The organism is Chitinivorax tropicus (assembly GCF_014202905.1).
GTDB lineage: Bacteria > Pseudomonadota > Gammaproteobacteria > Burkholderiales > SCOH01 > Chitinivorax > Chitinivorax tropicus.
The window spans coordinates 1-23,016 of sequence record NZ_JACHHY010000004.1; the positions used below are offsets into that span (position 1 = coordinate 1).

25 protein-coding genes are annotated in these 23,016 nt (G+C 56.0%); 8 read left to right on the forward strand and 17 right to left on the reverse strand.

Going from position 1 to position 23,016, the window contains the following annotated elements; translation table 11 throughout:
* Nucleotides 1–187: integrase core domain-containing protein (locus tag HNQ59_RS03775; protein WP_184035425.1), on the forward strand; the 187-nt coding region annotated here is incomplete at its 5' end.
* A gap of 12 nt (nt 188–199) precedes the next feature.
* Here HNQ59_RS03775 and HNQ59_RS03780 read toward each other — a convergent pair.
* The 3 genes from HNQ59_RS03780 to HNQ59_RS03790 all read right to left on the reverse strand — a co-directional run bounded on the left by HNQ59_RS03780 (nt 200) and on the right by HNQ59_RS03790 (nt 2,991).
* Nucleotides 200–421: a hypothetical protein gene (locus HNQ59_RS03780; RefSeq protein WP_184035427.1), complete on the reverse strand. Its 222-nt coding sequence runs from the start codon at nt 419–421 to the stop codon at nt 200–202.
* Between the two features lie 735 nt (nt 422–1,156).
* A complete protein-coding gene (locus tag HNQ59_RS03785) occupies nt 1,157–2,374 on the reverse strand; it encodes a sensor histidine kinase (RefSeq protein WP_184035430.1) in 1,218 nt (405 codons plus the stop codon).
* A gap of 167 nt (nt 2,375–2,541) precedes the next feature.
* Nucleotides 2,542–2,991: a putative pterin-binding protein gene (locus HNQ59_RS03790; protein ID WP_184035433.1), complete on the reverse strand. Its 450-nt coding sequence runs from the start codon at nt 2,989–2,991 to the stop codon at nt 2,542–2,544.
* A gap of 564 nt (nt 2,992–3,555) precedes the next feature.
* Between HNQ59_RS03790 and HNQ59_RS03795 the strand changes: the two genes are divergently transcribed.
* The 5 genes from HNQ59_RS03795 to HNQ59_RS03815 all read left to right on the forward strand — a co-directional run bounded on the left by HNQ59_RS03795 (nt 3,556) and on the right by HNQ59_RS03815 (nt 10,746).
* On the forward strand, nt 3,556–4,824 hold the full coding sequence (locus HNQ59_RS03795) for an MFS transporter (protein ID WP_184035436.1): 1,269 nt from the start codon (nt 3,556–3,558) through the stop codon (nt 4,822–4,824).
* Nucleotides 4,825–4,886: 62 nt separating this feature from the next.
* Nucleotides 4,887–6,272, forward strand: a complete 1,386-nt coding sequence (locus HNQ59_RS03800; protein WP_184035439.1) for a NarK family nitrate/nitrite MFS transporter — start codon at nt 4,887–4,889, stop codon at nt 6,270–6,272.
* Nucleotides 6,273–6,647: 375 nt separating this feature from the next.
* Nucleotides 6,648–7,934, forward strand: coding sequence for an MFS transporter (locus HNQ59_RS03805; protein ID WP_184035442.1), 1,287 nt, complete (start codon nt 6,648–6,650; stop codon nt 7,932–7,934).
* A 50-nt stretch (nt 7,935–7,984) separates the two neighbouring features.
* Nucleotides 7,985–9,424 carry a TldD/PmbA family protein gene (locus HNQ59_RS03810; protein WP_184035445.1) on the forward strand — a complete coding sequence of 480 codons (1,440 nt, stop codon included), beginning with the start codon at nt 7,985–7,987 and terminating at the stop codon, nt 9,422–9,424.
* Nucleotides 9,421–10,746 carry a TldD/PmbA family protein gene (locus HNQ59_RS03815; protein ID WP_246490837.1) on the forward strand — a complete coding sequence of 442 codons (1,326 nt, stop codon included), beginning with the start codon at nt 9,421–9,423 and terminating at the stop codon, nt 10,744–10,746. Before HNQ59_RS03810 ends, HNQ59_RS03815 begins: the two co-directional genes overlap by 4 nt.
* 77 nt (nt 10,747–10,823) lie before the next feature.
* Here HNQ59_RS03815 and mnmC read toward each other — a convergent pair whose 3' ends face one another.
* From mnmC to HNQ59_RS03885, 14 genes are all read right to left on the reverse strand, one after another.
* The gene (gene mnmC, locus HNQ59_RS03820; RefSeq protein ID WP_184035450.1) at nt 10,824–12,755 is read right to left on the reverse strand and encodes a bifunctional tRNA (5-methylaminomethyl-2-thiouridine)(34)-methyltransferase MnmC2/FAD-dependent 5-carboxymethylaminomethyl-2-thiouridine(34) oxidoreductase MnmC1; all 1,932 of its coding nucleotides are present in this window, start codon (nt 12,753–12,755) and stop codon (nt 10,824–10,826) included.
* Between the two features lie 68 nt (nt 12,756–12,823).
* The gene (iscX, locus tag HNQ59_RS03825; RefSeq protein WP_184035453.1) at nt 12,824–13,018 is read right to left on the reverse strand and encodes a Fe-S cluster assembly protein IscX; all 195 of its coding nucleotides are present in this window, start codon (nt 13,016–13,018) and stop codon (nt 12,824–12,826) included.
* A 13-nt stretch (nt 13,019–13,031) separates the two neighbouring features.
* Nucleotides 13,032–13,511: a YbaK/EbsC family protein gene (locus tag HNQ59_RS03830; protein ID WP_184035456.1), complete on the reverse strand. Its 480-nt coding sequence runs from the start codon at nt 13,509–13,511 to the stop codon at nt 13,032–13,034.
* Nucleotides 13,511–13,849, reverse strand: a complete 339-nt coding sequence (gene fdx, locus HNQ59_RS03835) for an ISC system 2Fe-2S type ferredoxin (protein WP_184035458.1) — start codon at nt 13,847–13,849, stop codon at nt 13,511–13,513. Before fdx ends, HNQ59_RS03830 begins: the two co-directional genes overlap by 1 nt.
* A 3-nt stretch (nt 13,850–13,852) precedes the next feature.
* Complete coding sequence (gene hscA, locus HNQ59_RS03840; RefSeq protein WP_184035461.1) at nt 13,853–15,715, reverse strand: Fe-S protein assembly chaperone HscA; 1,863 nt, start codon at nt 15,713–15,715, stop codon at nt 13,853–13,855.
* 75 nt (nt 15,716–15,790) lie between these two features.
* Complete coding sequence (gene hscB, locus HNQ59_RS03845) at nt 15,791–16,324, reverse strand: Fe-S protein assembly co-chaperone HscB (protein ID WP_184035464.1); 534 nt, start codon at nt 16,322–16,324, stop codon at nt 15,791–15,793.
* Nucleotides 16,325–16,500: 176 nt separating this feature from the next.
* Nucleotides 16,501–16,824 carry an iron-sulfur cluster assembly protein IscA gene (gene iscA / locus HNQ59_RS03850; RefSeq protein ID WP_184035466.1) on the reverse strand — a complete coding sequence of 108 codons (324 nt, stop codon included), beginning with the start codon at nt 16,822–16,824 and terminating at the stop codon, nt 16,501–16,503.
* A gap of 16 nt (nt 16,825–16,840) precedes the next feature.
* A complete protein-coding gene (iscU, locus tag HNQ59_RS03855; protein ID WP_184035469.1) occupies nt 16,841–17,224 on the reverse strand; it encodes a Fe-S cluster assembly scaffold IscU in 384 nt (127 codons plus the stop codon).
* A 69-nt stretch (nt 17,225–17,293) separates the two neighbouring features.
* Nucleotides 17,294–18,505, reverse strand: coding sequence for an IscS subfamily cysteine desulfurase (locus tag HNQ59_RS03860; protein ID WP_184035472.1), 1,212 nt, complete (start codon nt 18,503–18,505; stop codon nt 17,294–17,296).
* Between the two features lie 34 nt (nt 18,506–18,539).
* Complete coding sequence (gene iscR, locus HNQ59_RS03865) at nt 18,540–19,025, reverse strand: Fe-S cluster assembly transcriptional regulator IscR (protein ID WP_184035476.1); 486 nt, start codon at nt 19,023–19,025, stop codon at nt 18,540–18,542.
* A gap of 181 nt (nt 19,026–19,206) precedes the next feature.
* On the reverse strand, nt 19,207–19,962 hold the full coding sequence (locus tag HNQ59_RS03870; RefSeq protein ID WP_184035479.1) for a GAF domain-containing protein: 756 nt from the start codon (nt 19,960–19,962) through the stop codon (nt 19,207–19,209).
* Nucleotides 19,963–20,126: 164 nt separating this feature from the next.
* Nucleotides 20,127–20,879 carry a FadR/GntR family transcriptional regulator gene (locus HNQ59_RS03875; RefSeq protein ID WP_184035482.1) on the reverse strand — a complete coding sequence of 251 codons (753 nt, stop codon included), beginning with the start codon at nt 20,877–20,879 and terminating at the stop codon, nt 20,127–20,129.
* Between the two features lie 80 nt (nt 20,880–20,959).
* On the reverse strand, nt 20,960–21,295 hold the full coding sequence (locus tag HNQ59_RS03880) for a PilZ domain-containing protein (RefSeq protein ID WP_184035485.1): 336 nt from the start codon (nt 21,293–21,295) through the stop codon (nt 20,960–20,962).
* Between the two features lie 70 nt (nt 21,296–21,365).
* A complete protein-coding gene (locus HNQ59_RS03885; protein WP_184035488.1) occupies nt 21,366–21,974 on the reverse strand; it encodes a hypothetical protein in 609 nt (202 codons plus the stop codon).
* A gap of 118 nt (nt 21,975–22,092) precedes the next feature.
* Between HNQ59_RS03885 and HNQ59_RS03890 the strand changes: the two genes are divergently transcribed.
* Nucleotides 22,093–22,485, forward strand: a complete 393-nt coding sequence (locus HNQ59_RS03890; RefSeq protein WP_184035491.1) for an RNA-binding S4 domain-containing protein — start codon at nt 22,093–22,095, stop codon at nt 22,483–22,485.
* 170 nt (nt 22,486–22,655) lie between these two features.
* Nucleotides 22,656–22,985, forward strand: coding sequence for a thioredoxin TrxA (gene trxA, locus HNQ59_RS03895; protein WP_184035493.1), 330 nt, complete (start codon nt 22,656–22,658; stop codon nt 22,983–22,985).
* The last annotated feature ends 31 nt before the right edge of the window (nt 22,986–23,016 follow it).

The following is a 23,016-nucleotide window of genomic DNA, read 5'->3' on the forward strand; positions in this document are numbered from 1 at the left end:
TAACGGGAGGTTTCGCGAGGAGTGCTTGAATCAGCATGTATTCCGGAACCTTCATGATGCGCAGCAGAAGATCGAGGCATGGCGTCTCGATTACAACCGCTCCCGGCCACATAGTGCGCTGGGATATTTAACGCCGGAAGAATTCCGGCAGAAGTACCACCAACAGAGGACCCAGGTTGCTAATTAAAGACTGGGATACCTAACGGGGAAAGGTCAAGGTCGCCTTCTTTTCCACTGACACCGTGGCACGTGAGGTCAGAGTGCTCCCATCATCTAGGCGCAGCTCACGAATCCCCTCTGCGAGCCGCTTAGCATTCACATGCTGTTTCGCACGTTGTCCAACCCACTTCGCAACCAACTGAATGATCTGTTCAGTCCCGTTTTTAGGCTCGAAGCTGAAATTATTGGCATAGACCAGCATGGCAGAATCCGTTCAACGTCTTTTGAAAATCGCGCCCAAAAAGCCAGTTGGGCGAATTACAGATTGGTATTGAGTCGTCATTCGCAGTTTGGCAACTACTTATCAGTGGATATAGCGCCGCGCAAATTACTTTGGACAAATGTCTTCGTCAAGGACTTGCTCTCATGCGGATGCTTTTCAGAAACGGTTTGCTAACGTCAAATTGTTTGTGGTTGATGTTGCTTGGGCGGTATTTTGTCATCCTTTGGGCTTCTCTGAGCACAGGCAGAAAATGCAAGCCTTGAATAGCTTGCATTGTCGATGACATCATCACGCTCAATGCCAGCCTGCGGGGGATATCGGTTTATTCCAGAGGCTGAGTTGTCGGCTTACATCCATTTTCCGAACCACCTGAAGGCGTTTGCAATGGCGGCTGACCATTTACGTCATTACCACGATGGCCATCCGACGAACGAGTTGCCGCTGGTTTGAGCAAACCATCCATATCAGTGGTAGCGGTAGGCCACCTTATCAACGAGCGATGTCTCGGCTGCGTCAGATGTTGGCACTCAACGGATGAGGCTACCTGAAAATTGGCTCTAGCCCTTTGATTGGTGGGGTAGGGGGATGCATCTGCAGTGGCATCATTGATTTGACCGTTGCTTCAGTCCAATCACTTAACCAGTTGGGCAAGGCTGTTTGGTTGCCTGTTGGCATGCCCTGATCGCGCCGGCTTGTAGGTACCAGGGGATCGGATCATGCCTGGACTTCTACATGCAATGAACGTGGCGCTGAAGTAGTGTCGCTTGGATCTTCCGTCAATTGCACCGGGATGAACGCAGTGAGGGTGGTGCCGGCATCCATTACGCTATGGATGCTGAAATGCCCGCCCATGGCCTCGACCAGGCTTTTTACCAGCCATAACCCTAATCCTGTTCCGCCGCGTTTGTTTGGGCTCTGGCTGAAAGGGGGGGAGACTTGCTTCAAAAAGGCATCAGGAATGCCCACCCCGGTGTCTTTTACGACAATGATGAGTACGGGGCTGTGATCGGTTTGGATATTGGCACTGACGGTGACACCACCGATGTCGGTATATTTCATCGCATTTGACAGCAGGTTCCAGAGAATCTGACGAAGACGTTTCTCATCGGTGATGACGGGTTTCAATGGTTGCAAGTCCGCCAACAAGGTCAACCCACGTTGTTCCGCCCGATAATTCAAGGCTTCCATGACTTGGTGAATGACTTGCAGGACGTCTGTCCGGTCATAGGTCAGGGTAAGTTGATTGCTGCAGATCGCGGCTTGATCGATCAGGCCATCGATGATTGATTCCAGATGCATGATGGATGCATTCAGACGCTGCACCGGTTTGCTCGCGCTGTTGCCTGGGGGCAGCGATTTGGAGACGATTTGGATGTTGGCAGCGATGCTTTGCAATGGTGTGCGGAATTCGTGGCTGATGCCGGCCAATACGGCGCTTTGAGCCAGGCTATCCTGTTGTCGCTGAATGAATTGGGCGCGAATGCGACGTGTTTCGATGTACAAGATGATGCAGATCATCAACAGCAGCCCGGCAATGATCACCAGTAGCTGGAAAATGGTCTGGGTGGCATGCTGGATGCGTGCTTCGTGATCCTCGTCATATTGTTGCTCTACCAGGCGTGTCTGGATTGCAAATGCCTCGTTCCGCTCGCGTTCGGCTGCAACCTTGTGGATCACCTCTTCCAGTAGTGTGGGTGTCATCCGCCCCTTGACGTCCTGTAAATAGGCGGTCAGCGCTTGTAGTCGATTGATGTAAGCATCAAAGCCATCCACTGCTTTTAGGTATTTTTGGCTGCCGAAATTGGCGTTGAGGATGTCATCCAGCCGATTGTTGATGAAGTCGATGCGCATGGACAGCGGGGTGTCTTTCGAGGGCTGCTTGGCAAGGGTCATGGCCGCCTCTTCTGAGAGCAGACCCAGCTCGCGATCCATCTGGGAGGGAAGCCAATAGAGATCGTTAATTTTCCGTCGGGTATCTAGCGCTTGATGTAAGTCGACCAGTTTGGTGGCAATGAATCCTGCGGTCAATATTGCGATGAGCCCAATGATGACAATGCCTTTTCCTGAGAGGTGTAGCCGCCACTGGAAAATTGGGTTTGTCAATGAACGATTATTTTCTTTACGTACCATACAAATAGATTTTCGCGAGAGACGCGCCGCAATTCTGAGTGTTGCCGATAAGGAAACATGATCAAATAAGGACCTTTTTCTTTAATCGTCAATTTCCGCCCATTTCCAGATAGTGCCAGAATGGGTTGGTAGCGTTCAATGTCAGCCAATGGCAGGGATGAAACATAGCCGTTGGCGGCAATCACGGTCACTGAATTGGCGTGACGTAGTTTCAAAAAATGAGAGAGTTTTGGGCCTTCGTAGTGGACATCATCTGGGTTCCACTGGGTGTAAGTCTGGATGCCGGTTTGAGGCATGGATTCCAGCTGGCGGTCATCATAAATTTCTTTATGGTCTCGATACGCAATGGTCAGTTCTCCCGCATGTATCGAGGTGATCGATGCACAGCATAAAATGCTAAACAAACAGAGCCATTTCATCTGGTTTGCCTGGCCATATGACATGACAGCAGTATTGATGGGGTTGGCAATTGTATTTACTCGACACAAAAAATTAAACCAAATGAATGATGATCATACTTGAATTACTGAATAAGGCGATATGTGCGTGGAATACTCATGATGCTGCAAAAGGCGTGCTTATCATAATTCGAAAAAAAGCGATCATTTACAGTAAATATTTACACCTCTTTTTATATCAATTACTTACTTTAAATCTATAATTACGAATGTAAGGATGTTCTTCTGGTGCTCGCACCTGCAGCGCCATGGCTTCCGCCCCCGTGGCAAATAGTGCTTTCGAACTAGCCTGCCTCGACATATGACCTACCTTGCCTAAGTCTTCCGCCAAATGCCAGCACCACTTACGGTGAATACTCTTAACCATCATGTGGGCATAGCATGCCATGTATGCAAGCCCGAATGTGACAAAGCCCTGGTGAAATGGTTTCCGGCAGTTCGCTGATATGAAGCTGATCCACAAGGCCCTTGGCAGATGCCTCGTCATGGAAGGCTTCGCGATTGACCGTTGTGGGGGTAACAATCATGGCTCAAGAGAGTCGCAAGCAGTTGTCGGTATTGGTATCGAGCACCATGGCTTTTACGGTGTGTTTCATGGTGTGGATGATGTTCGCCATCATTGGCATTCCGATCAAAAAGCAATTGGGACTGAATGAAACCGAATTTGGTTTGTTGACTGCAACGCCTGTATTGACAGGGTCTTTGGTCCGGGTACCGCTGGGGATCTGGACCGACCGGTTTGGCGGGCGGATCGTGTTGTTTGTCTTGATGCTATCCACTGTCGTGCCGATCTGGATGATGCAATATGCCACCGAATATTGGCATTTCCTGGTGCTTGGCCTGTTTGTGGGTTTGGCGGGTGGCTCATTCTCAGTGGGTACGCCATATGTTGCGCGATGGTTTCCCAAGCATCGTCAGGGTTTGGCGATGGGGGTGTTTGGTGCGGGTAACTCTGGTTCGGCTGTCACCAAATTCCTGGCGCCGGCGCTGATTGCCATGGCCGGCGGGACCTGGATGATCGTGCCGCAGGTCTATTCGGTTGTCATGTTGGTGATGGCCATTCTGTTCTGGGTGTTCTCTTCTACGAACCCTGCACACAACGTGCCTTCCACCGTGGGTTTGGCTGATCAGTTGAAAATGTTGAAAGACCCAAGGGTGTGGCGTTATTGCCAGTATTACTCCGTGGTATTTGGTGGCTATGTCGCCTTGGCCTTGTGGATGACCAAGTATTACGTCGGTGAATATGGCTTCGACATGAAATTGGCCGCGTTGTTGGCCGCCTGCTTCTCCCTGCCGGGTGGGGTGTTGCGTGCGCTGGGGGGATGGATTTCCGACCGCTATGGTGCTTACAAGACTACCTGGTGGGTGATGTGGGTGTGCTGGGTAGCCTTCTTCATCCTGAGCTATCCGCAGACACAGATGGTGATCACCACTATCAATGGCCCAGTTGCCATGCATGTGGGTCTGAATCCTTGGATGTTCACCGCCCTGTTGTTCGTGGTGGGGATTGCAACCGCGATTGGCAAGGCTTCGGTATTCAAATTCATTTCGGATGATTTTGGCAACAACATCGGTGCGGTGTCAGGCATTGTGGGTTTGGCTGGTGGGTTGGGGGGATTCATTCTGCCCATCATGTTCGGTGTGCTGGTGGACCTGACTGGTGTGCGCTCCAGCTGCTTCATGCTGTTGTACGGCACAGTGTGTGTCAGCTTGGTCTGGATGCATTACAGCTTCAAACCTGAGAGCTGTGCAACGGTGGTCAATCAGACAATGACTGGAACCGCCAAAGCTTGAGTGTATAGGGGTGGTGGTTCACACCACCCGTCGAAGGACAAATCGCTAGATGGAGTAGCATCATGACAGCACATGTGTTGAAACGCTGGGAGCCAGAAGACAGTGGCTTTTGGCAAAACCAAGGTGAGCGTATCGCGAACCGTAATCTCTGGATCTCCATTCCGGCACTGATGTTGGCCTTCAGCGTCTGGATGCTGTGGAGTGTGGTGGTGGTGAATCTGGACAAGGCTGGGTTTTCTTTCACCAAGAACCAGCTGTTCTGGTTGACCGCTTTGCCCGCGCTATCGGGCGCGACGCTACGGATTTTCTACTCGTTTCTGGTGCCCATATTTGGTGGCCGCAGGTGGACAGCCATTTCAACCGCCAGCCTGTTGATCCCAGCCGTTGGCATGGGAATGGCGCTGAAGGACCCGACTACCTCCTACCCGACCTTATTGATATTGGCGCTGCTGTGCGGCTTGGGCGGCGGCAACTTCAGCTCATCCATGGCCAATATCAGCTTCTTCTTTCCAAAGCATAAAAAAGGACTGGCGACAGGGCTGAATGCAGGGATCGGCAACCTGGGCGTGTCCCTGGTACAGTTTTTGACCCCCGTGGTGATTTCCGGTGCGGTATTTGGTGCGTTGTCAGGCGACCCGGCCACCTTTGTCAAAGACGGTGTCGAAAAGCATATCTGGTTGCAAAACGCGGGCTTCATCTGGGTGCCATTCATTGTGGTGGCGGCTGTCGCTGCGTGGTTTGGTATGAACGACATCGCTGATGCCAAAGCCTCCTTTGCTGATCAGGCTGTGATCTTCAAGCGCAAGCACAATTGGTTGATGTGCTGGCTGTACATCGGCACCTTTGGCTCATTCATCGGGTTCTCGGCTGGCTTGGCCATGCTGACCAAATCGCAGTTCCCTGATGTAAACCCTACCCAGTACGCCTTCCTGGGGCCGTTGGTGGGGGCGTTGGTCAGACCGATCGGTGGCTGGATATCCGACAAGATCGGCGGGGCCAGGGTCACATTCTGGGTCTTTGTCGGTATGACCGTGGCGGTCTTCGGGGTGCTTCATTTCATGCCACATGCAGGTAGCCCTGGCAATTTCCAAGGATTCCTGACTATGTTCATCCTGTTGTTCGCACTGACAGGCATTGGCAATGGCTCGACATTCCGTATGATCCCGATCATCTTCCTGACCGAGCGTCAACGTGAAGCACAAGGCAAGGATGAAGCGGCACAGCGCCAAGCCAGCTTGGACGCTGGCAAGGAATCTGCAGCGGTTCTCGGGTTCTCGGGTGCCATCGGCGCATATGGTGGCTTTTTCATCCCCAAGAGCTTTGGGACATCCATTGACTTGACCGGCTCTGTCGATGCCGCCCTGTACAGCTTTATCCTGTTCTATCTGAGCTGCCTAGTGGTGACTTGGTGGTTCTACTCCCGAAAAGGGGCGGACATGCCGTGCTGAGTTGATTGTTACCGGATGATGCTGAGTTAAGCACCAGCGGTACCTGAACCCCAAAACGCCGTACCTTGAACAAGAGGCACGGCGTTTTCGCTTTGAGTCGCTTGGAAAGCGTTGCCATTTGATACGCTGGCTGCACGAAATCCAGTCTTGGCCTGGCATTCAGGCGAGATGGCATGTGTTGTTCGCAATGTACGGGAACTGTATCTATCTAGGGTGGTCATAGCTACGCTAGTATCAGTTGTCCCCTTAAAATGTTGGCGGCGGGCCGATGCTTACCGTTTCCAAACCCCAGTCATCAGAACACCGGTGATTTTGGTTTGGGAATGGGAGGTGTCATGCTCGCCGTATTTTTTACATTCGACTGATACACATCCCATGCTTGAATCCATCCGGCAATCGTTGCGCGACACGGGCCGCCATTTTGCACTGTTCATATTGTTCGATTTGCTGATGTTGATCAGCCTGATGGCAGGCAAGGTGGGTCTGTCCTGGTGGATTGCCAGCCACGGTGGAGCAAAGGATCTGGCGCTCTATGGCGCCAGCTTCTCGATCGTCATTCTGGTATTGACGCCGCTGTTGTCGCCTTTTGCCGACAGGTTGGACAAGCGCAAAGTGCTTGCCCTTGCGATGCTGATCAAAGCCATGGCTGTGGGTATGCTGGCGCTGGCCGCTTTGCTGCATTTCTACCATATCTATCTGATCATCGGCATCGAATTGATTGGCGCTGTGTGCATGGCGCTGATTGTGCCTGCCTCGCTATCGGTGGTGGCAGATGTAGTGCCGCCAGGGCATTTGCAGCAAGCCTTCGCCATGCAGAAATCGGCGCAGGCTTTTGGCCGTACCATCGGGCCCGCACTGGGCGGTGTGTCGCTGGCGGTGGCCGGTGAAGGCGCGGCATTGTTGTTTGCGCTGGCAGGCGCTTTGATCGCTTCATTGGTGGTTTTCCGTATTCCCCCCATGCCCCGGAAAGCGGCTGGCAAACCCAGCCTGCAGCAATGGTGGCATGAATTCAAACAGGGCATTCTGGTTCGTTGGCGTATCCCGATGGAGCGGTATTGGACATCGCTCTCTTTTCTCTACATCATCTTTTTCGCCCCGACAACGGGCATGCTGGTGCCGCTGCTGGTCAAACACCATGGTTTATCGGGTGGGTGGCTGGGGGTGGTCGAAATGGGCCTGTCGATTGGTATGATGCTAGGCCCGTTGGTGGTGGCGCGGCGCTTGAATGCACGCTTTGGCCGATTCCATGTCAACCTGCTGGCGATTGCAGGCGAGGCGGTGGGGGTCATCTTGGCGGGTTTGCTGAAACAGCCGATCCTGCTATCCATCTGTTTTGCGCTGGTGGGTATTTCCTTGTCCTGTTTTGTGTTGAATGGCCAGACTCACCGTATGTTGGCTGTGCCAGAAAATTTCCGGGGACGCCTGATGGCGGTCAATTTGGCGATATATGAATCTGGCAGCGCGATTGGCGCGACATTGGCAGGGGTGGCATTGCTGGCCTTGCCGGTTGATCAGTTGTTTGTGGTGTATGGCACCATCATGGGCGTGATGATCTCAGGCTACATGGTCTTGCCGGGTTTCAAGCACTTCCTGAGCCTGTCGCATGACGAGGTGAAGGATTATTACCAGCGCACCTATCCAAGTGCGTTTGAACTTAAATAAGGCTCACGCAGGGCCGCAGTATGCCCAGTGGCCATACAGGAGAGTGCAGCATGATCGAGGAAGTCAAGCAACGCTTCCGCCAGCTGAGTCCGGGTGTCGAGTTCTGCTCGTTACGCTGGGTGGAGGAACGCAGCGAATCCTTCGCTGTCAGGCAGGATATAGAACAACCAACGATGCTGACCCTGGACAGCGGTGTCATGATCACCGTCATCCATCGAGGGGGCTATGGCTATGCCGCCACTTCGGATATCTCACAGGCAGGGTTGGCCAAAGCATTAGAGCAGGCCAAAGCCTGGGCTGAGGCCAGCCGACAGCATTCGGTGTTTGATTACAGCACTATCGAGCTGCCCCGGCCCGTTGGCCAATATCAAAGCCCACCTTCGGCGCTGGCGCGCTGGTCACGCCGTGAACTGCTTGATCTGCTGATGGCCGAATCACGCGCATGCCGTATCAACGACAAGATCGTCGATTGGCATGCGTATCTTGAGCTGAAACAGACCCACCAGCTCTATCTGACGCATGATGGTGCGGAGGTCCTGCAGAGCTTCGATTTCGTGATACCGGGCCTAGTGGTCACCGCGTTTGGTGATGGCGACAGCCAATCTCGCAGCCTGGGTGGCCAATACAATGGCTATTGCCGCCAAGGGGGGATGGAGGTGATCCAGCAGTCCGGCCTGATCGGATCGGGCCGCCGCGTTGCAGAAGAGGCACTGGAGCTGCTGACCGCCCCCAATTGCCCGACAGGCACCATGGATCTGCTGCTCAAGCCTGAACAGATGATGCTGCAGATCCATGAGTCGATCGGCCATCCGCTGGAGCTGGATCGCATCCTGGGTGATGAACGTAACTATGCGGGCACCAGTTTTGTGACCCAGGACATGTTCGGCCAGTACCAATATGGCTCCTCTCTGTTGAATGTCAGCTATGACCCGACCCTGCAAAATGAATTTGCCGCCTATGGCTGGGATGATGAGGGTACGCCTGGGGACAAGGTGTTGTTGATCGAAAACGGGCTGTTGAAGCGTCCGCTCGGCGGCACCATCAGCCAGGCACGCGCGGGCATACCCGGTGTTGCCAACTCACGAGCCTGCTCGTGGAATCGCGCTCCGATCGATCGCATGGCCAACCTGAATGTCGAGCCGGGTGACCAGACCTTGGACGCAATGATCAGCTCGATCGAATATGGCGTGATGATGGACACCAACGTCAGCTGGTCGATTGACGATTCGCGTAACAAGTTCCAGTTCGGGTGTGAGAAAGGCTGGCTGATCAAAGACGGCCAGATCCAGCATGTCGTCAAGAACCCGAACTATCGCGGCATTTCAGCCACCTTCTGGCGCTCGCTGAAAGCGGTGGGTGATAAGAACACTGTGGACATCATGGGTACACCTTTCTGCGGCAAAGGGGAGCCCAGCCAGGTCATCCGGGTAGGGCATGCATCACCAGCCTGTTTGTTTGGCGCGGTGGAAGTGTTTGGCGGGGAGGCATGATGAAAAGTTATTTCTTCGAGCTGGCGGATTTCATCCAAACCCGCCTGCAGGGCGGCGAGGATTTCACCGCATGGCTGTCGGGCGAGCAGTCTGATTTTGTACGCTTCAACCACGGCAAAGTCCGCCAGGCGGGACTGGTCAGCCAGTTGTACCTGAATCTACGGTTGATTCGTGGTCAGAAGCACACTGCCATCTCGCTGTCACTCAACGGTGGTCGGGCGTCCGATCAGGCGCGTGTGACAGGCGCGTTGTCGCAGCTCCGTGATCTGTTGCCCGATGTGGCGGAAGACCCGCATCTGCTCTTGAATACCGAACCTCGATCAACCGAGCGGCAGGAGGCTTCCCGCCTGCCCAGCAGCGAGGCGATTGTCGAGGATGTGGTCGCAGCCGCCAATGGCTATGATTTTGTCGGCTTCCTTGCCAGTGGCCCGATGTTCTCCGGCTTTGCCAACAGCTGGGGGCAGCGCAACTGGCATGAGACAGCCAGCTTCAGCCTGGATTGGAGCCTGTACGCCGGTGGCGACAAAGCAGTCAAGGCTGGCTACGCCGCCACCGAATGGCAGCGTGATCAGTTCTGTCATAAATTCGATCATGCCGCAGCACAATTGCTGCTGTTGCAAAAAACAGCGCAAACCATTAAGCCAGGGCAGTATCGCGCCTATCTGACGCCCAGTGCGGTCGGTGAGCTGGTCGGCATGATGAACTGGGGTGGTTTTTCAGAGAAATCCTTACGGACCAAGCGCAGCTCGCTGATCAAATTGGCGGATGGCGAGCTGGCACTGAATCCGATGGTCAGCCTGCTGGAGCACACCGCAGAGGGCTTGGCGCCTGGTTTCCAGGGCGAGGGCTTCATCAAACCCGCGCATGTCGATCTGGTCAAGGCGGGGCGTTTTGCTGGTAGCATGATTTCACCACGTACCGCACGCGAATATGGCATTGCGGCGAATGGCGCGGGTGACGGCGAATACTTCCAGTCATTGCAGATGGCAGCGGGCGATTTGGCGCAAGACCGTGTACTGGCTGAATTGGGCACAGGGCTTTATATCAGCAACCTGTGGTACCTGAACTTCTCCGACCGGGTGAATGCCCGTGTGACGGGTATGACACGCTTTGCCACGTTTTGGGTCGAGAACGGCGAAATCGTGGCGCCATTGAATGTCATGCGTTTCGATGACAGCCTGTTCCGCATGCTGGGCAACAATCTGTCCGCCTTGACGCAGGAGCGGGATCTGCTGGTGGAGACCCAGACCTACAGCAGCCGACAAAGCAGTAGCATGCGCCTGCCGGGCGCTTTGTTGTCGGACATGACGCTGGTGCTGTAATCGCCTGCTGATCCGTCAGCTTGCAAGCCACGCCCGATGGATCACATCGGGCGTTTGCATTTCCGGCGTGATGTTGCCTAGTCTAGGTATTCACCATTGCTTTGCAGTGTGTCGGCCCCCGCCTGGGCCCGTATCAGGAACCGAGCAGGGTCAACCGCATCGACCAGATCCCGCTCTAGCGGTAAGGGCTCGGCATGGATCTGGCTGGCGAGCAGCTCGGCCATCAATGCGCTCCAGGTCAGGCCCCGGGCGCCCAGCCCCAGCAAGGCATACAGCCCTGGCAGGCGTGGCATCAGGGCTGGCCGGTGGTGCTTGCGAGGGTTGAAAGCCACTAAATCAGCCAGCGGCCCGACGATGGGTAGGCGATCGGGTGTGGCCGGCCTGTAGCTGACGCGCCCAGCTTGGCCGCTTGCGTCAAGATGGCTGGTAAAGCCTGGCAGCAGGCCCTCTGCTAACCGCAGATTGTTGTGATGGCCTGGGGTATCGGGTGCCTGTTGCTTGGTCTCGCTGGCACCAATGGCGCGGATGCCTCGCCAGGCGGGGGTGATATAGCCTTCACCACACACCACATGCTGCAGATCGGTGGTCTGGCCAGCCGCCACATAGGTCAGCTGACGCCAGGCTTTGCTCAGAGGCAAGTGCTGGCTGGCCTCGAACAGATGTCCATCACCTGCATTGGCCAGGACCAGCACCGGTGCCTCGGCAATCAGCTCGCCTGTCGCGGACAGGCACTGCCATTGCGCCTGGTCTGTATGCCAATGAATACGTGCCACTTCACAATTGAAAACAGTCTGCACCTGGGGAGAGGCCAGCAGATTGGCTTGGCAGATCGAGCCAGGGTTGGCCCAGCCGCCTTGGCCAAACCACCAGCCACCTCGTGACACCAGGTGACCGATACGGGTGGAGGCTGCAATGGCATCCAGCATGCAGACAAAGTCGGTGGGCAAGCCCAAGGCGGCCACCACTTGGGCTTGGTGATCGAGATCTTTGTCATCGCTGGCCTGATGCAGCACACCATTGCATCGCCACCAATCTGCCTGCGGGGCGATCTGCTGCAGGTGCCGCCAGGCATAGAGCAGGCTGGCCCGGCTCAGGCGGGATTGGCGGTTGTCGTCTTTCGACATCAACGGCAGCAAGGCGCCCACAGGGTTGCCTGAGCATTCCTGAGCGGGGCGGTCGCGCCGATCCAACACGGTGATCGCCCACCCCCGGCTCGCCAGGCGTTGGGCAACGCTGGTGCCCGCCAACCCAGCGCCCAGCACAATGGCCCGCTGATGTGGGTGCCGTTTCAGGTAACTGGGGCGTGGGTTTTGGTAGTGGGCCACCAGCATGTCCCGTTTTTTGCCGTAGCCAGGGCGTTTTTCCCACCGGAACCCTGCAGACTGGATACCTTCGCGCACAATGGCAGCGACAGTGTAGGTGGCTGCAGTGGCGCCAGGGGCGGCCAGTCTGGCAATTTGCTTGAACAGGGTGGGGGACCACAGCTCCGGGTTTTTCGATGGCGCAAAGCCATCCAGATAGAAGGTATCCACCTCTGCAACCAGCTTGGGCACTGCTTCCAGCGCATCCCCGAATACCAAGGTCAGACACACCCGGCCTGCATCGAGGTGCAAGCGGTGCTGGCCCGGCACCAACAGTGGCCATTGGGCCTGTAGCTCGGTTGCGAGCGGGGCCAGCTCGGGCCATTGCGCGTGTAAGGTCTGCAGATCGGCTTTGGAAAACGGATATTTTTCCAGCGAGATGAAATGCAACGTGCCGCACCGTTGCGGATCGGCCCGCCAAGTTTGCCAAGTGGCCAGGAAATTCAATCCCAGACCAAACCCGGTTTCCAGGATCACCCATTGCTGCTTGCCTTGCCAGCGGGCAGGCAGATCGTTGCCCGCCATGAATACGTGGTGAGCCTGACCGATGCCACCCTCGTCGGAGTGATACACATCATCGAAAGCGGAAGAAAAGGGTATGCCGGTATCGGTCAATTGCAAGGTAGCAGCTTGAATGGGTGTGGTCATACAGGCAGATGGCTGGTCGCCATGGACAGGTCGGGCGCGGAACGCTACGGCGGGATGGCGTGGCGGGCTTATTCAGCTTCGTCGATCCAGGCCATCTGGATGGCTTCGAGGATCTTCTCACCACAGTGCTTCGGGTCGTCGTTGAAATCCGGCAGTGCAACCACCCAGTTGAACAGATCGGTAAAGCGGATGGCTTTGGGGTCGATGTCGGGGTGTGCTTCGCACAGCTCGATGGCGATGATGCGGGAATCGGTCCATTTCATGGTGGGCTCCAGGTCAATCGAGGCGGATATCGGCCAGCTTGCCGCCACTGGCTTCAATCAAGGCTTGTGGGGTGAGTTTGAACACGCTGTTCGGTGTGCCGGCGGCGGCCCACAATGTATCAAATTGCAAAATGTCCTGGTCGATCACGATCTGCAAGGGGGTGACATGCCCGACCGGTGACACGCCACCAATGGCAAAGCCGGTCTGCTGCCGGACAAACTCGGCATCTGCTTTGCCGATGGGCTCCCCGATCAGTGCCGCCAGCTTCCGCTCACAGACGCGATTGGCGCCACTGGCGATCACCAGCAAGGCTGTCTGGCTGTCTAGGGCCTTGAATACCAGTGATTTGGCGATCTGCGCGACTTGGCAGCCAATTGCATCGGCAGCCTGCTGCGAGGTGCGGGTGTGTGCATCGAATTCCACGATATCCGCACTAAGGCCCTTGGCGGCCAGGGCCTGACGAACGCGTTGCTGGCTTGGGCTGTCAGCCATCAGTGGTTTTCCTTGGCGTGGTTCAAGGAGTATTTAGGGATCTCGACCACCAGCGGGATGCTGCCGATCTTGGCTTGGCAGGACAGGCGTGAGGTCGGCTCCAGGCCCCAGGCGCGGTCCAGCATGTCTTCTTCGTCCTCGTCGATTTCGTTCAGTGAGGCAAACCCTTCCCGGATGACGACATGACAGGTCGTACAGGCGCAGACTTGGCCGCAGGCGTGGTCGATATCGATATCGTGCGCCAGCAGCGCATCGCAAATGCTGGTCCCCGGCTCTGCCTCGATCACTGCCCCTTCTGGGCAGACTTCTTGATGCGGCAGGACAACGATCTGGGTCATGGTTTACTCCAAACTGGTAATGTTTTGCCCGGCCAGGGCCTGGCGAATCCTGGCATCCATGCGGCGGGCGGCAAAGTCGGCAGTGGCTTGATTCAGGGCATCCGTCCGTTGTCGGACTGCGCTGACATCCTGGCCCTGCATGGACAGCAGCAGGCTTTCGACGCAGGCTTGTATGACTTGCTGCTCCGTGGCATCGAGCAGGTGGCTGTCTTGCGCCAAGGCGCTGACGGTGGCATCGATCAGTGCCTGGCCTTCGACCTGTGCTTCTCGCAGGCTGCGGGCGGCCATGTCCTCATTGGCGTGGTGCAAGGAGTCTTGCAGCATCCGGGTGATTTCATCGTCGCCCAGCCCATAGGATGGTTTGACTGCAATGCTGGACTCGATACCGGTGCTCTGCTCGCGGGCCGACACGGAAAGCAGGCCATCGGCATCGACCTGGAAGGTCACACGGATGCGGGCAGCGCCCGCCACCATCGGTGGGATGCCGCGTAGCTCGAAGCGGGCCAAGGAGCGGCAATCACTGACCAGCTCGCGCTCGCCTTGCAATACGTGGATGGCCATGGCTGTCTGGCCGTCTTTGTAGGTGGTGAATTCCTGCGCGCGGGCGATCGGTATGGTGGCGTTGCGAGGAATGATCTTCTCCACCAGCCCGCCCATGGTTTCCAGCCCCAGCGACAGCGGAATCACATCCAGCAGCAGCCAGTCATCCTGCGCCTTGTTCCCAGCCAGCACATTGGCCTGGATGGCGGCGCCCAGCGCAACGACTTTGTCCGGGTCGAGGTTGGTCAAAGGTTCCTTGCCAAAGAATTCGGCCACCGCCCGGCGGATCTGCGGCATGCGGGTGGCGCCGCCCACCATGACCACACCATCGATTTCGTCGATGCTCAGTTGGGCATCCCGCAAGGCTTTGCGCACGGGCAGCAAGGTCTTGTTGACCAGATTACGGGTAATGTCACCGAAGATCTCGCTGGTGATGGTTTGATTGACCACGCTGCCGTCGGCCAGAATGGCCGTGATATCTGCCACGCCGTGATCGGTCAGCGCCTCTTTGGCCGCGCGGGACTTGGTCAGCAAAAGACGGGTATCCCGCGCCGAAGGCAGGGTCACACCAGCTTGTTCCAATGCCCAGCAATAGACACGATGATCGAAATCATCGCCGCCCAGCGCCGAGTCGCCGCTGGTGGCCAGCACTTCGAATACCCCTTGGGTCAGTCTCAGGATCGACACATCAAATGTGCCGCCGCCCAGGTCATACACCACATAGGTGCCTTCGCTGTTGTTGTCGAGCCCATAGGCGACTGCCGCTGCGGTGGGCTCATTGAGCAGGCGCAATACCTCCAGGCCCGCCAGCTTGGCGGCATCCTTGGTGGCTTGTCGCTGGGCATCGTCGAAATAGGCGGGGACGGTGATCACCGCACCTGTCAGCTCGCCGCCCAGGCTTTTTTCTGCGCGCTCTTTCAATCGTTTCAGGATTTCAGCGGAGATCTCCACCGGGCTTTTGGTGCCGGCCACCGTGCGCAGTTGCACCATGCCCGGTGCATCGGCAAATTTGTAAGGCAGGTTTTCATGGCCTTCGATATCGCGCAGGCCGCGCCCCATGAAGCGTTTGACGGATACGATGGTGTTGTGCGGGTCTTCGTTCTGCCGTGCCTGGGCTGCAAAACCGACATCCACACGGTGGTCTGGGTGATAGTGCACCACGGAAGGCAGCAGCGGGCGGCCCTGTTCGTCATTCAGCACAGTGGCGACGCCGGATCGTACTGTTGCAACCAGCGAGTTGGTGGTGCCCAGATCAATGCCAATAGCCAAGCGGTGCTGGTGTGGGGCGGTGGAAAGACCGGGTTCGGAAATCTGTAAGAGAGCCATAGCGGGCGGCGCTTTTCTAAAAGTCGTCAACAGGGCCTCTGGCCCCGGACGAATCAAGGTTATTCTGGTCTGACCTTATGACAAGGTGGCATCAATTGCATCACCGATTTCTTCATCCAGCTTTTCCATGAAACGAAGCTTGCGGACGATGGTGCTGGCATCTGCAAATGCGTGGGCTTCATCCAGCATGGTGTGTAGTTGCTGGTGCAGGGCTTTGACCTCGTGACGCAAGCGTCGTGACAGGTCTTCCAGCGAGTCGGCATCCTGGCTGGCTTTGGCCTCCATGATGGCTTCACGCCATTCCATCTGTGCCATCAGGAAGTCCACCGGCATGGCGGTATTGGTTTCTTCCTGGGTATCCACCCCAGCCAGGTGCAACAGATAACGAGCACGAGCGAGCGGGTTGCGCAGGGTTTGATACGCCTCGTTGGCCTGGGTCGCCCACTGCAGTGACAGGCGTTTCTCGCTATCGCCCAGGTGGGCGAAACGATCAGGGTGCACCTCTGACTGCACCTTGCGGTAAGCCTGTTCCAGCGCGATCAGGTCCAGCTCAAAGCAGGCTGGCAGGCCAAAGAGCTGGAAGTGATTCTGTTTGAAATCGATGCTCATGATGTTGCGATCATTAACCTTGTCATGAACAAAGCCGCAAGCAGCTGCCTGCGGCTCGGTATAGTGCAATATGCCTGTACGGAATGACTGGGTGGGGTGTAGTGCATCGAGCAGTCAGACTCACTGACGGCTGGGCTGACACGAGCTGTCTCCACTCACCATCATCAGCCGGCGGATCACACGTTGAAGCTTTCTCCACAACCGCATTCGTTCTTGACGTTCGGGTTGTTGAACTTGAAGCCCTCGTTCAATCCTTCCCGGACAAAATCAAGTTCGGTACCATCGAGATAGGGCAGGCTCTTCGGGTCGGTGATGACCATGACGCCGTGGCTCTCGAACGACAAGTCGCCTTCTGCAATCTCATCAACGAATTCAAGCTTATAGGCCATGCCTGAACAGCCTGATGTGCGCACGCCGAGGCGAATGCCGATGCCTTTGCCACGTTTGGTCAGGAAATTGGACACATGTCTGGCAGCGCGTTCTGAGAGGGTAATGGCCATGAACGATGCTCCCGGATCAAGCCGTGTGCTTGGCTTTATAATCGGCCACGGCTGCTTTGATGGCATCTTCCGCCAGAATCGAGCAGTGGATCTTGACGGGCGGCAGCGCCAGCTCTTCCGCGATCTGGGTATTCTTGATGTCCAAGGCTTGGTCGAGTGTCTTGCCTTTGACCCATTCCGTGATCAGTGAGGAAGACGCGATGGCCGAGCCACAGCCATAGGTCTTGAATTTGGCGTCTTCAATCACGCCCTGTTCGTTGACCTTGATCTGCAGCTTCATCACGTCGCCACAGGCTGGTGCGCCAACCATCCCCGTGCCGACGGAATCGTCGCCTTTTTCGAATGACCCGACATTGCGTGGGTTTTCGTAGTGATCAATCACCTTGTCGCTATAAGACATGTCGTACTCCTGATCAATGCGTCCAGGCAGATTGCCCGAATACTCGCCGGGCCAGGCCCGGCGTCAATATCAATGTGCTGCCCACTGCACGGTATTCAAGTCAATACCGTCTTTGTACATTTCCCAAAGGGGGGACATCTCCCGCAACTTGCCGATTTTCTGTTTAAGCAGGTTGATGGTGTAGTCAATGTCTTCTTCCGTGGTGAAACGGCCAATCGAGAAACGGATGGAGCTGTGCGCTAATTCATCGTTGCGGCCTAGTGCCCGCAGGACGTAGGAGGGCTCCAGGCTGGCGGAGGTACAGGCCGAGCCACTGGACACAGCCAGATCCTTGATCGCCATGATCAGGGACTCGCCCTCGACGAAATTGAAGCTGACGTTCAGATTGTGTGGAACGCGCTGTACCAGGTCACCATTCAGATACACTTCTTCGATGTTCTGCAGGCCGCTCCACAGCCGATCGCGCAGCATGCGGATACGCTCGTTCTCGGTGGCCATCTCCTCGCGGGCGATCCGGAATGCTTCGCCCATGCCCACGATCTGGTGGGTTGCGAGCGTGCCGGAGCGCATGCCGCGCTCATGGCCGCCGCCGTGCATCTGGGCTTCCAGCCGGACACGTGGCTTACGACGCACATACAGTGCGCCAATCCCTTTCGGGCCATAGGTCTTATGCGCTGAAAAGCTCATCAGATCGACTTTGAGCTTGGACAGGTCGATTTCAACCTTGCCTGTGGCTTGCGCAGCATCCACATGGAAGATGATGCCCTTCTCGCGGCACAGCTCGCCAATGGCTTCAATGGGTTGAATCACGCCGATCTCGTTATTCACCAACATGACCGAGATCAGGATCGTGTCGGGGCGGATACAGGCCTTGAGTGCATCCAGATCGATCAGACCGCTCTCTGCTGGCACCATGTAAGTGACATCGAAGCCCTCGCGTTCCAGCTCTCGACAAGGGTCGAGTACCGCTTTGTGCTCGGTCTTGAGGGTGATGATGTGCTTGCCTTTGGTCTGATAGAAGTGGGCGGCGCCTTTCAGCGCCAGATTGTCGGATTCTGTTGCGCCAGAGGTCCAAACGATCTCCTTGGGGTCGCAGTTGACCAGCGCAGCAACCTGCTCGCGCGCTTCTTCCACTGCTTTTTCCGCCTCCCAGCCAAAGCTATGGGAGCGTGACGCTGGGTTGCCGAACAGCTCGGTCAGATAGGGAATCATTTTTTGCGCGACCCGAGGATCGACAGGCGTGGTGGCCGAGTAATCCAGGTAGATCGGGAGTTTGGTCATGCGATGGCTCTCCATGGTCGGTAAGGGGTGCGGATCAGACTGGCGCACCCGCGGTAGGCTTGCTGCCATTTGCGCGTTTGTCTTGCAAGACGGCGACATCACAAGCGTGCTCTTTTGCACGTTGATTATCGACCAGCTGGCCGAGTGATACCGACGCCAAGTACTCAAAAATGGTGACATTCAGGCTGGCCCATAAATCATGGGTCATGCATCGATGTTCTTCCAGGCAGTTTTCCTTGCCGCCGCACTGGGTGGCGTCAATGGGCTCATCGACAGCCTGGATGATTTCGGCAACCGAGATGTCGTGCGCGGCTTTGGCCAGGCAATAGCCGCCGCCCGGCCCGCGAACGCTTTCCACCAATTGCCGACGGCGTAGTTTCCCGAACAGTTGTTCAAGATAGGACAAAGAGATCCGCTGCCGGTCGGCAATGCCCGCCAGCGTCACAGGGCCGTTACCCTGGCGCAATGCCAGATCAAGCATGGCTGTAACGGCAAAACGGCCTTTGGTGGTGAGGCGCATGGACGATCCTTGTCGCGCGAAATATATAGATAACTGGCTGGAATTATATAATTCCCGATTAATTTGGTCAACTATTTGCCAGATGGGGGAAATACCGATGGATGCGGTGTGTGGCGGTGCGGTGGGTTCAAAGCGAATAGCCGATCATTTTACTAGGCTTTGAATCGGCTGACAAATCGGCCTAGTTCCGATCGAGCCGTTTCTTGTGCTTGGCCAGATTGTCGTTGAGTTGGTGGATGATCTCACTGGCGGTGCCGATGATCTGATTGGGGTTGAAACCCGTCCGTGTCAGCTCTCGATAGAACGTCTTGGCCAGAATGCGGGCCAGTTGATCAGGGTTTTGGGAGGTGTTGAATGCAAAGGGGGACATGCCTTCGGTACGCTGCTGTTGTAGCAGAGCCAGCTGTGCAAAGCGTGAGTTCAGGGTGTTCTGCAATTGAATGACCTGGATGGATTTCCCGATGAACAAGGCTGCGATGTCCAGCAGGTTTTGGTCGTCGATGTTGAAAGGGCGTTGGTGGCGATTGCCGCTGACATTGATCACGCCGATGATTTCACCATTCAGCATGATGGGTGAGGCGATCATGGATTTGCGCGGGTCGTCCGGTCGCCTGGCGTACTTGGCGAAGGGCGAGTCTTCAATGTCCTGAATCAGCAGCGACTGGCCAGTTTCAAGTACGTGTCCGGTAATGCCGTCGCCTTTTCGGATTGCGGTTTCGACGGCCTCGGGATGGAGTGGGCCATAGTTCCCGACCAGCTTCAATTGAACGTCACCGATGTCCGCATGGCTTAATAGCATCAGTGAGCAATAGTCAGCAGCCAGCATGCGGGCTGCCTGCTCGGCCAGTGCATTCAATTGGTCATCCAGGCTGGTGTCGCATTGCTGAGTGGTCGATAACAAGTTGAGTTGTTGCAGAATCTGGGCTGAATGGGGCATGGCTTGGTACCTGTCTGGTCATGCTGTTTGGAGTATAGACGGAGAATGATCCCTGCCTTTGATCGGCTCCGTTGTAAGGCAGGGGCGGATGCACTTGGCGTGTGTGTTCTGATTGGTGCCCCTGGCTGTGCCACCGGGGCAGGGGATATCGGTATCCGTCATGCCTACAAGGGGGAGCGTAATAGTCGTGGCTCGGGTGGCAGGCTGCATAGGTATTCCCGCAATGGTTGGGTGGCGTCCTTCAGATAATGGCGGTAGTGGTCCATCAGCCGGTAGCCACGGATTTCGCCCGACAAGGCTTGTTCTAGTATCCATTGGTGAAAACCAATGTGTTTGGCCGGATCATTATGTTCAAAAAATAACTGAACGATCCGCTGGCGCAGCAGAAGCGTCGAATTGCTGATCAGTCGCATCATTACGCTGCCCAATTGTCGATTCAATGTGTTCTGCAGCTCGATTTCGATGTGCACGATGTCTGCAATATTGGGGGTGGGCTCCAGCGCGGCCCGCTGCCGATCGAGCAAAGCTGCGATCAAGGGGCTTTGTGCCCGTGTCTCTGGTCGATTGGCCGCCAGCATGATTGTCTGTGGCATGAAAAAGACCCACTGCTCAAGCGCATCCAACAAAAAACGTCCGCCGAGATCCAATTGCTCGATGCTGACGACGCATGCAAGAAAGTCGATTCCGCTGTGTTCGCAGTAATCGGTGATGGTGATGCCCGAGCCTTGCACGGAGCGGATCAGGTTCATGCGAGCAAGCTGTCTGAGTGCCATCCGCAATGAGGTCCGATCCACACCCAGCTGATCTGCAAACAGGCGCTCGGGCGGCAGGCGATCCCCTGGGCGCAACTCGCCGATGAATATCTTGGCGATCAGGTAGTCGGCGATGTGGTCGGGCAGCGTGCGTGGATGGGCCATGATCTGCGTCAGTCATTCTGCTGTTTGTCGTTGATCGGCGTGGAAATCGCCTTTGTTTTTGCATTGACGACGCAGCCCACTCAGCTGCGGATCAGTTTACCAATTTTTGCCTTGAAATCCGCTGACGGTTGAACGTATTTCACGCCACAACGGAACTGGCTGATATTGCCAACCAGCGAGCAGTGGATGACGTCTATCATGGTTTCAATGTATTGCTTTTCGCCAGCACTGACATTGAATATTTCCAGGATCATCCGGTACTGCTGCCCGGAGCGTAATGCGATATCAGTCAGGATGCCTGCGCCACTGACAGAGATCTCGACCGTCTGACCTTTGATCGGTTCCCGGGAGCCAGCCTGAAACAGCGCGGCTCTCAGATGCACCTGCGTTCTGGGATGTTGACGTTGTTCAGACATATCAGCCACTCCGTCGCTACCCGCTTGAAAGGGGTAGTTCGAATTATAGTGTGGGGGTTGGGTGTGGGTATCAAGGCGGCGGAAGGTTGAACCGTATTTCGTGGAGCGGTTGCCAGTGCTCGCCCTGCTTGATGGACACCCTGACTCTGACCAGGTTGGCGCTGACAGCGCAAGGAAAGGTAAGTGCAGTGGTACAGTTCTCCGCCTGCCTGCGAAGGCTGTCAGTCACGCCGGATAGCTTGGCCAGTGCCTGCATGATGTCCTTGTTGTTGACCTTGGGAAACTGGCTTTCGTCATCGTCCGTAAATCGAGGGCCGCCGAAATGTTGCGCATCAACGGCTTCCAGCACCTGCCACGGGGTCTGGTGGTGCTTCCAGTCAGCGAGCGTCAGGCTGTCGGTAGGGTGGGTCACGGTCAAGCTGGTTTCCAGCTGCGCTTCCAGCCTGACCGCCCCTTGCTGAGCTCCGGGGAAGGAAAAACGGAATCGGGACAGGGCTTCCAGCGAGTCAGCGGTGAGATGGGTGACAGGTCGGGAGAAATCGCTCAGCTCGATCTTGCCGAAACGAGCGTCGATGCCACGCGTATCGATCACCAAGCGTGATAGGGGTGGCACCTCGGCGAGAACAGCCGCTGACCAAGTGCCGATGAGAACCAACAAGATGGCAGACAAGTGGCGCATTGTGTTTTTTTATTGATTCGATAGATAAGGATGAATTGCCAGTTGCGTATCTGTCGAGTCATCATAGCATCCGTCAGGGGCAACCCCGCAAGGGTATTCAACGAAATGAGCCGAACATATGGATGATCAGCAGCATGATCGTGTCAGAATCGACAAATGGCTATGGGCCGCCCGCTTCTTCAAGACACGCAGCCTGGCCACCGAGGCTGTCGAGCTGGGACGAGTGTTGATCAATACGGATCGCGTCAAACCTGCGCGGACTGTCAGGCTGGGCGACACCATCCTGGTGCGGCGTGGCGAAGAGATGATGACAGTCACCGTGCTGGGCATCAGCGACACCCGAGGCCCAGCTCCCATTGCGCAGCAGCTGTACGCTGAGACAGCTGAAAGCATCCTTTTGCGAGAGGCGCGTAAAGAGCAGGCCAGATACCTGGCAGGTGACGGGTATCAGGGCAAGGGACGCCCCACCAAGCGGGATCGCCGGCAGCTGACTCGTTTTGAAGGGAGCTGACCGCTTCCAGACCATGGTCCGCCTTTTCAGGGGCTCGTATTTCGGCTAGCATTCGTTACATATTGGGGAATCGCAGTCGATATGATCTTCGATCCTTGAAGAAATCCTGGCTGGCACCATTTTTTACCTATCGCCGATTTCCCGGCACACAATTTTTCAGTGAGGACACAATGAGTAGTGAACACATCTATCATGTAACCGATGCCACGTTTGAAGCCGAAGTGTTGCAATCCGGTGCGCCGGTTCTGGTTGACTACTGGGCAGAATGGTGTGGTCCCTGCAAAATGATCGCACCGATTCTCGATGAGATCGCCGTAGAGTATGCCGGGCGCCTGAAAGTGGCCAAGCTGAATATCGACGACAATCAGGGTACGCCACCCAAGTACGGTATCCGTGGCATCCCGACATTGATGATTTTCAAGAATGGCAGTGTCGAAGCGACCAAAGTCGGGGCATTGTCCAAGTCACAATTGACGGCATTTATTGACAGCAATATTTAAACAGGCTATCTTCAGCTCAAAATAAATCGTT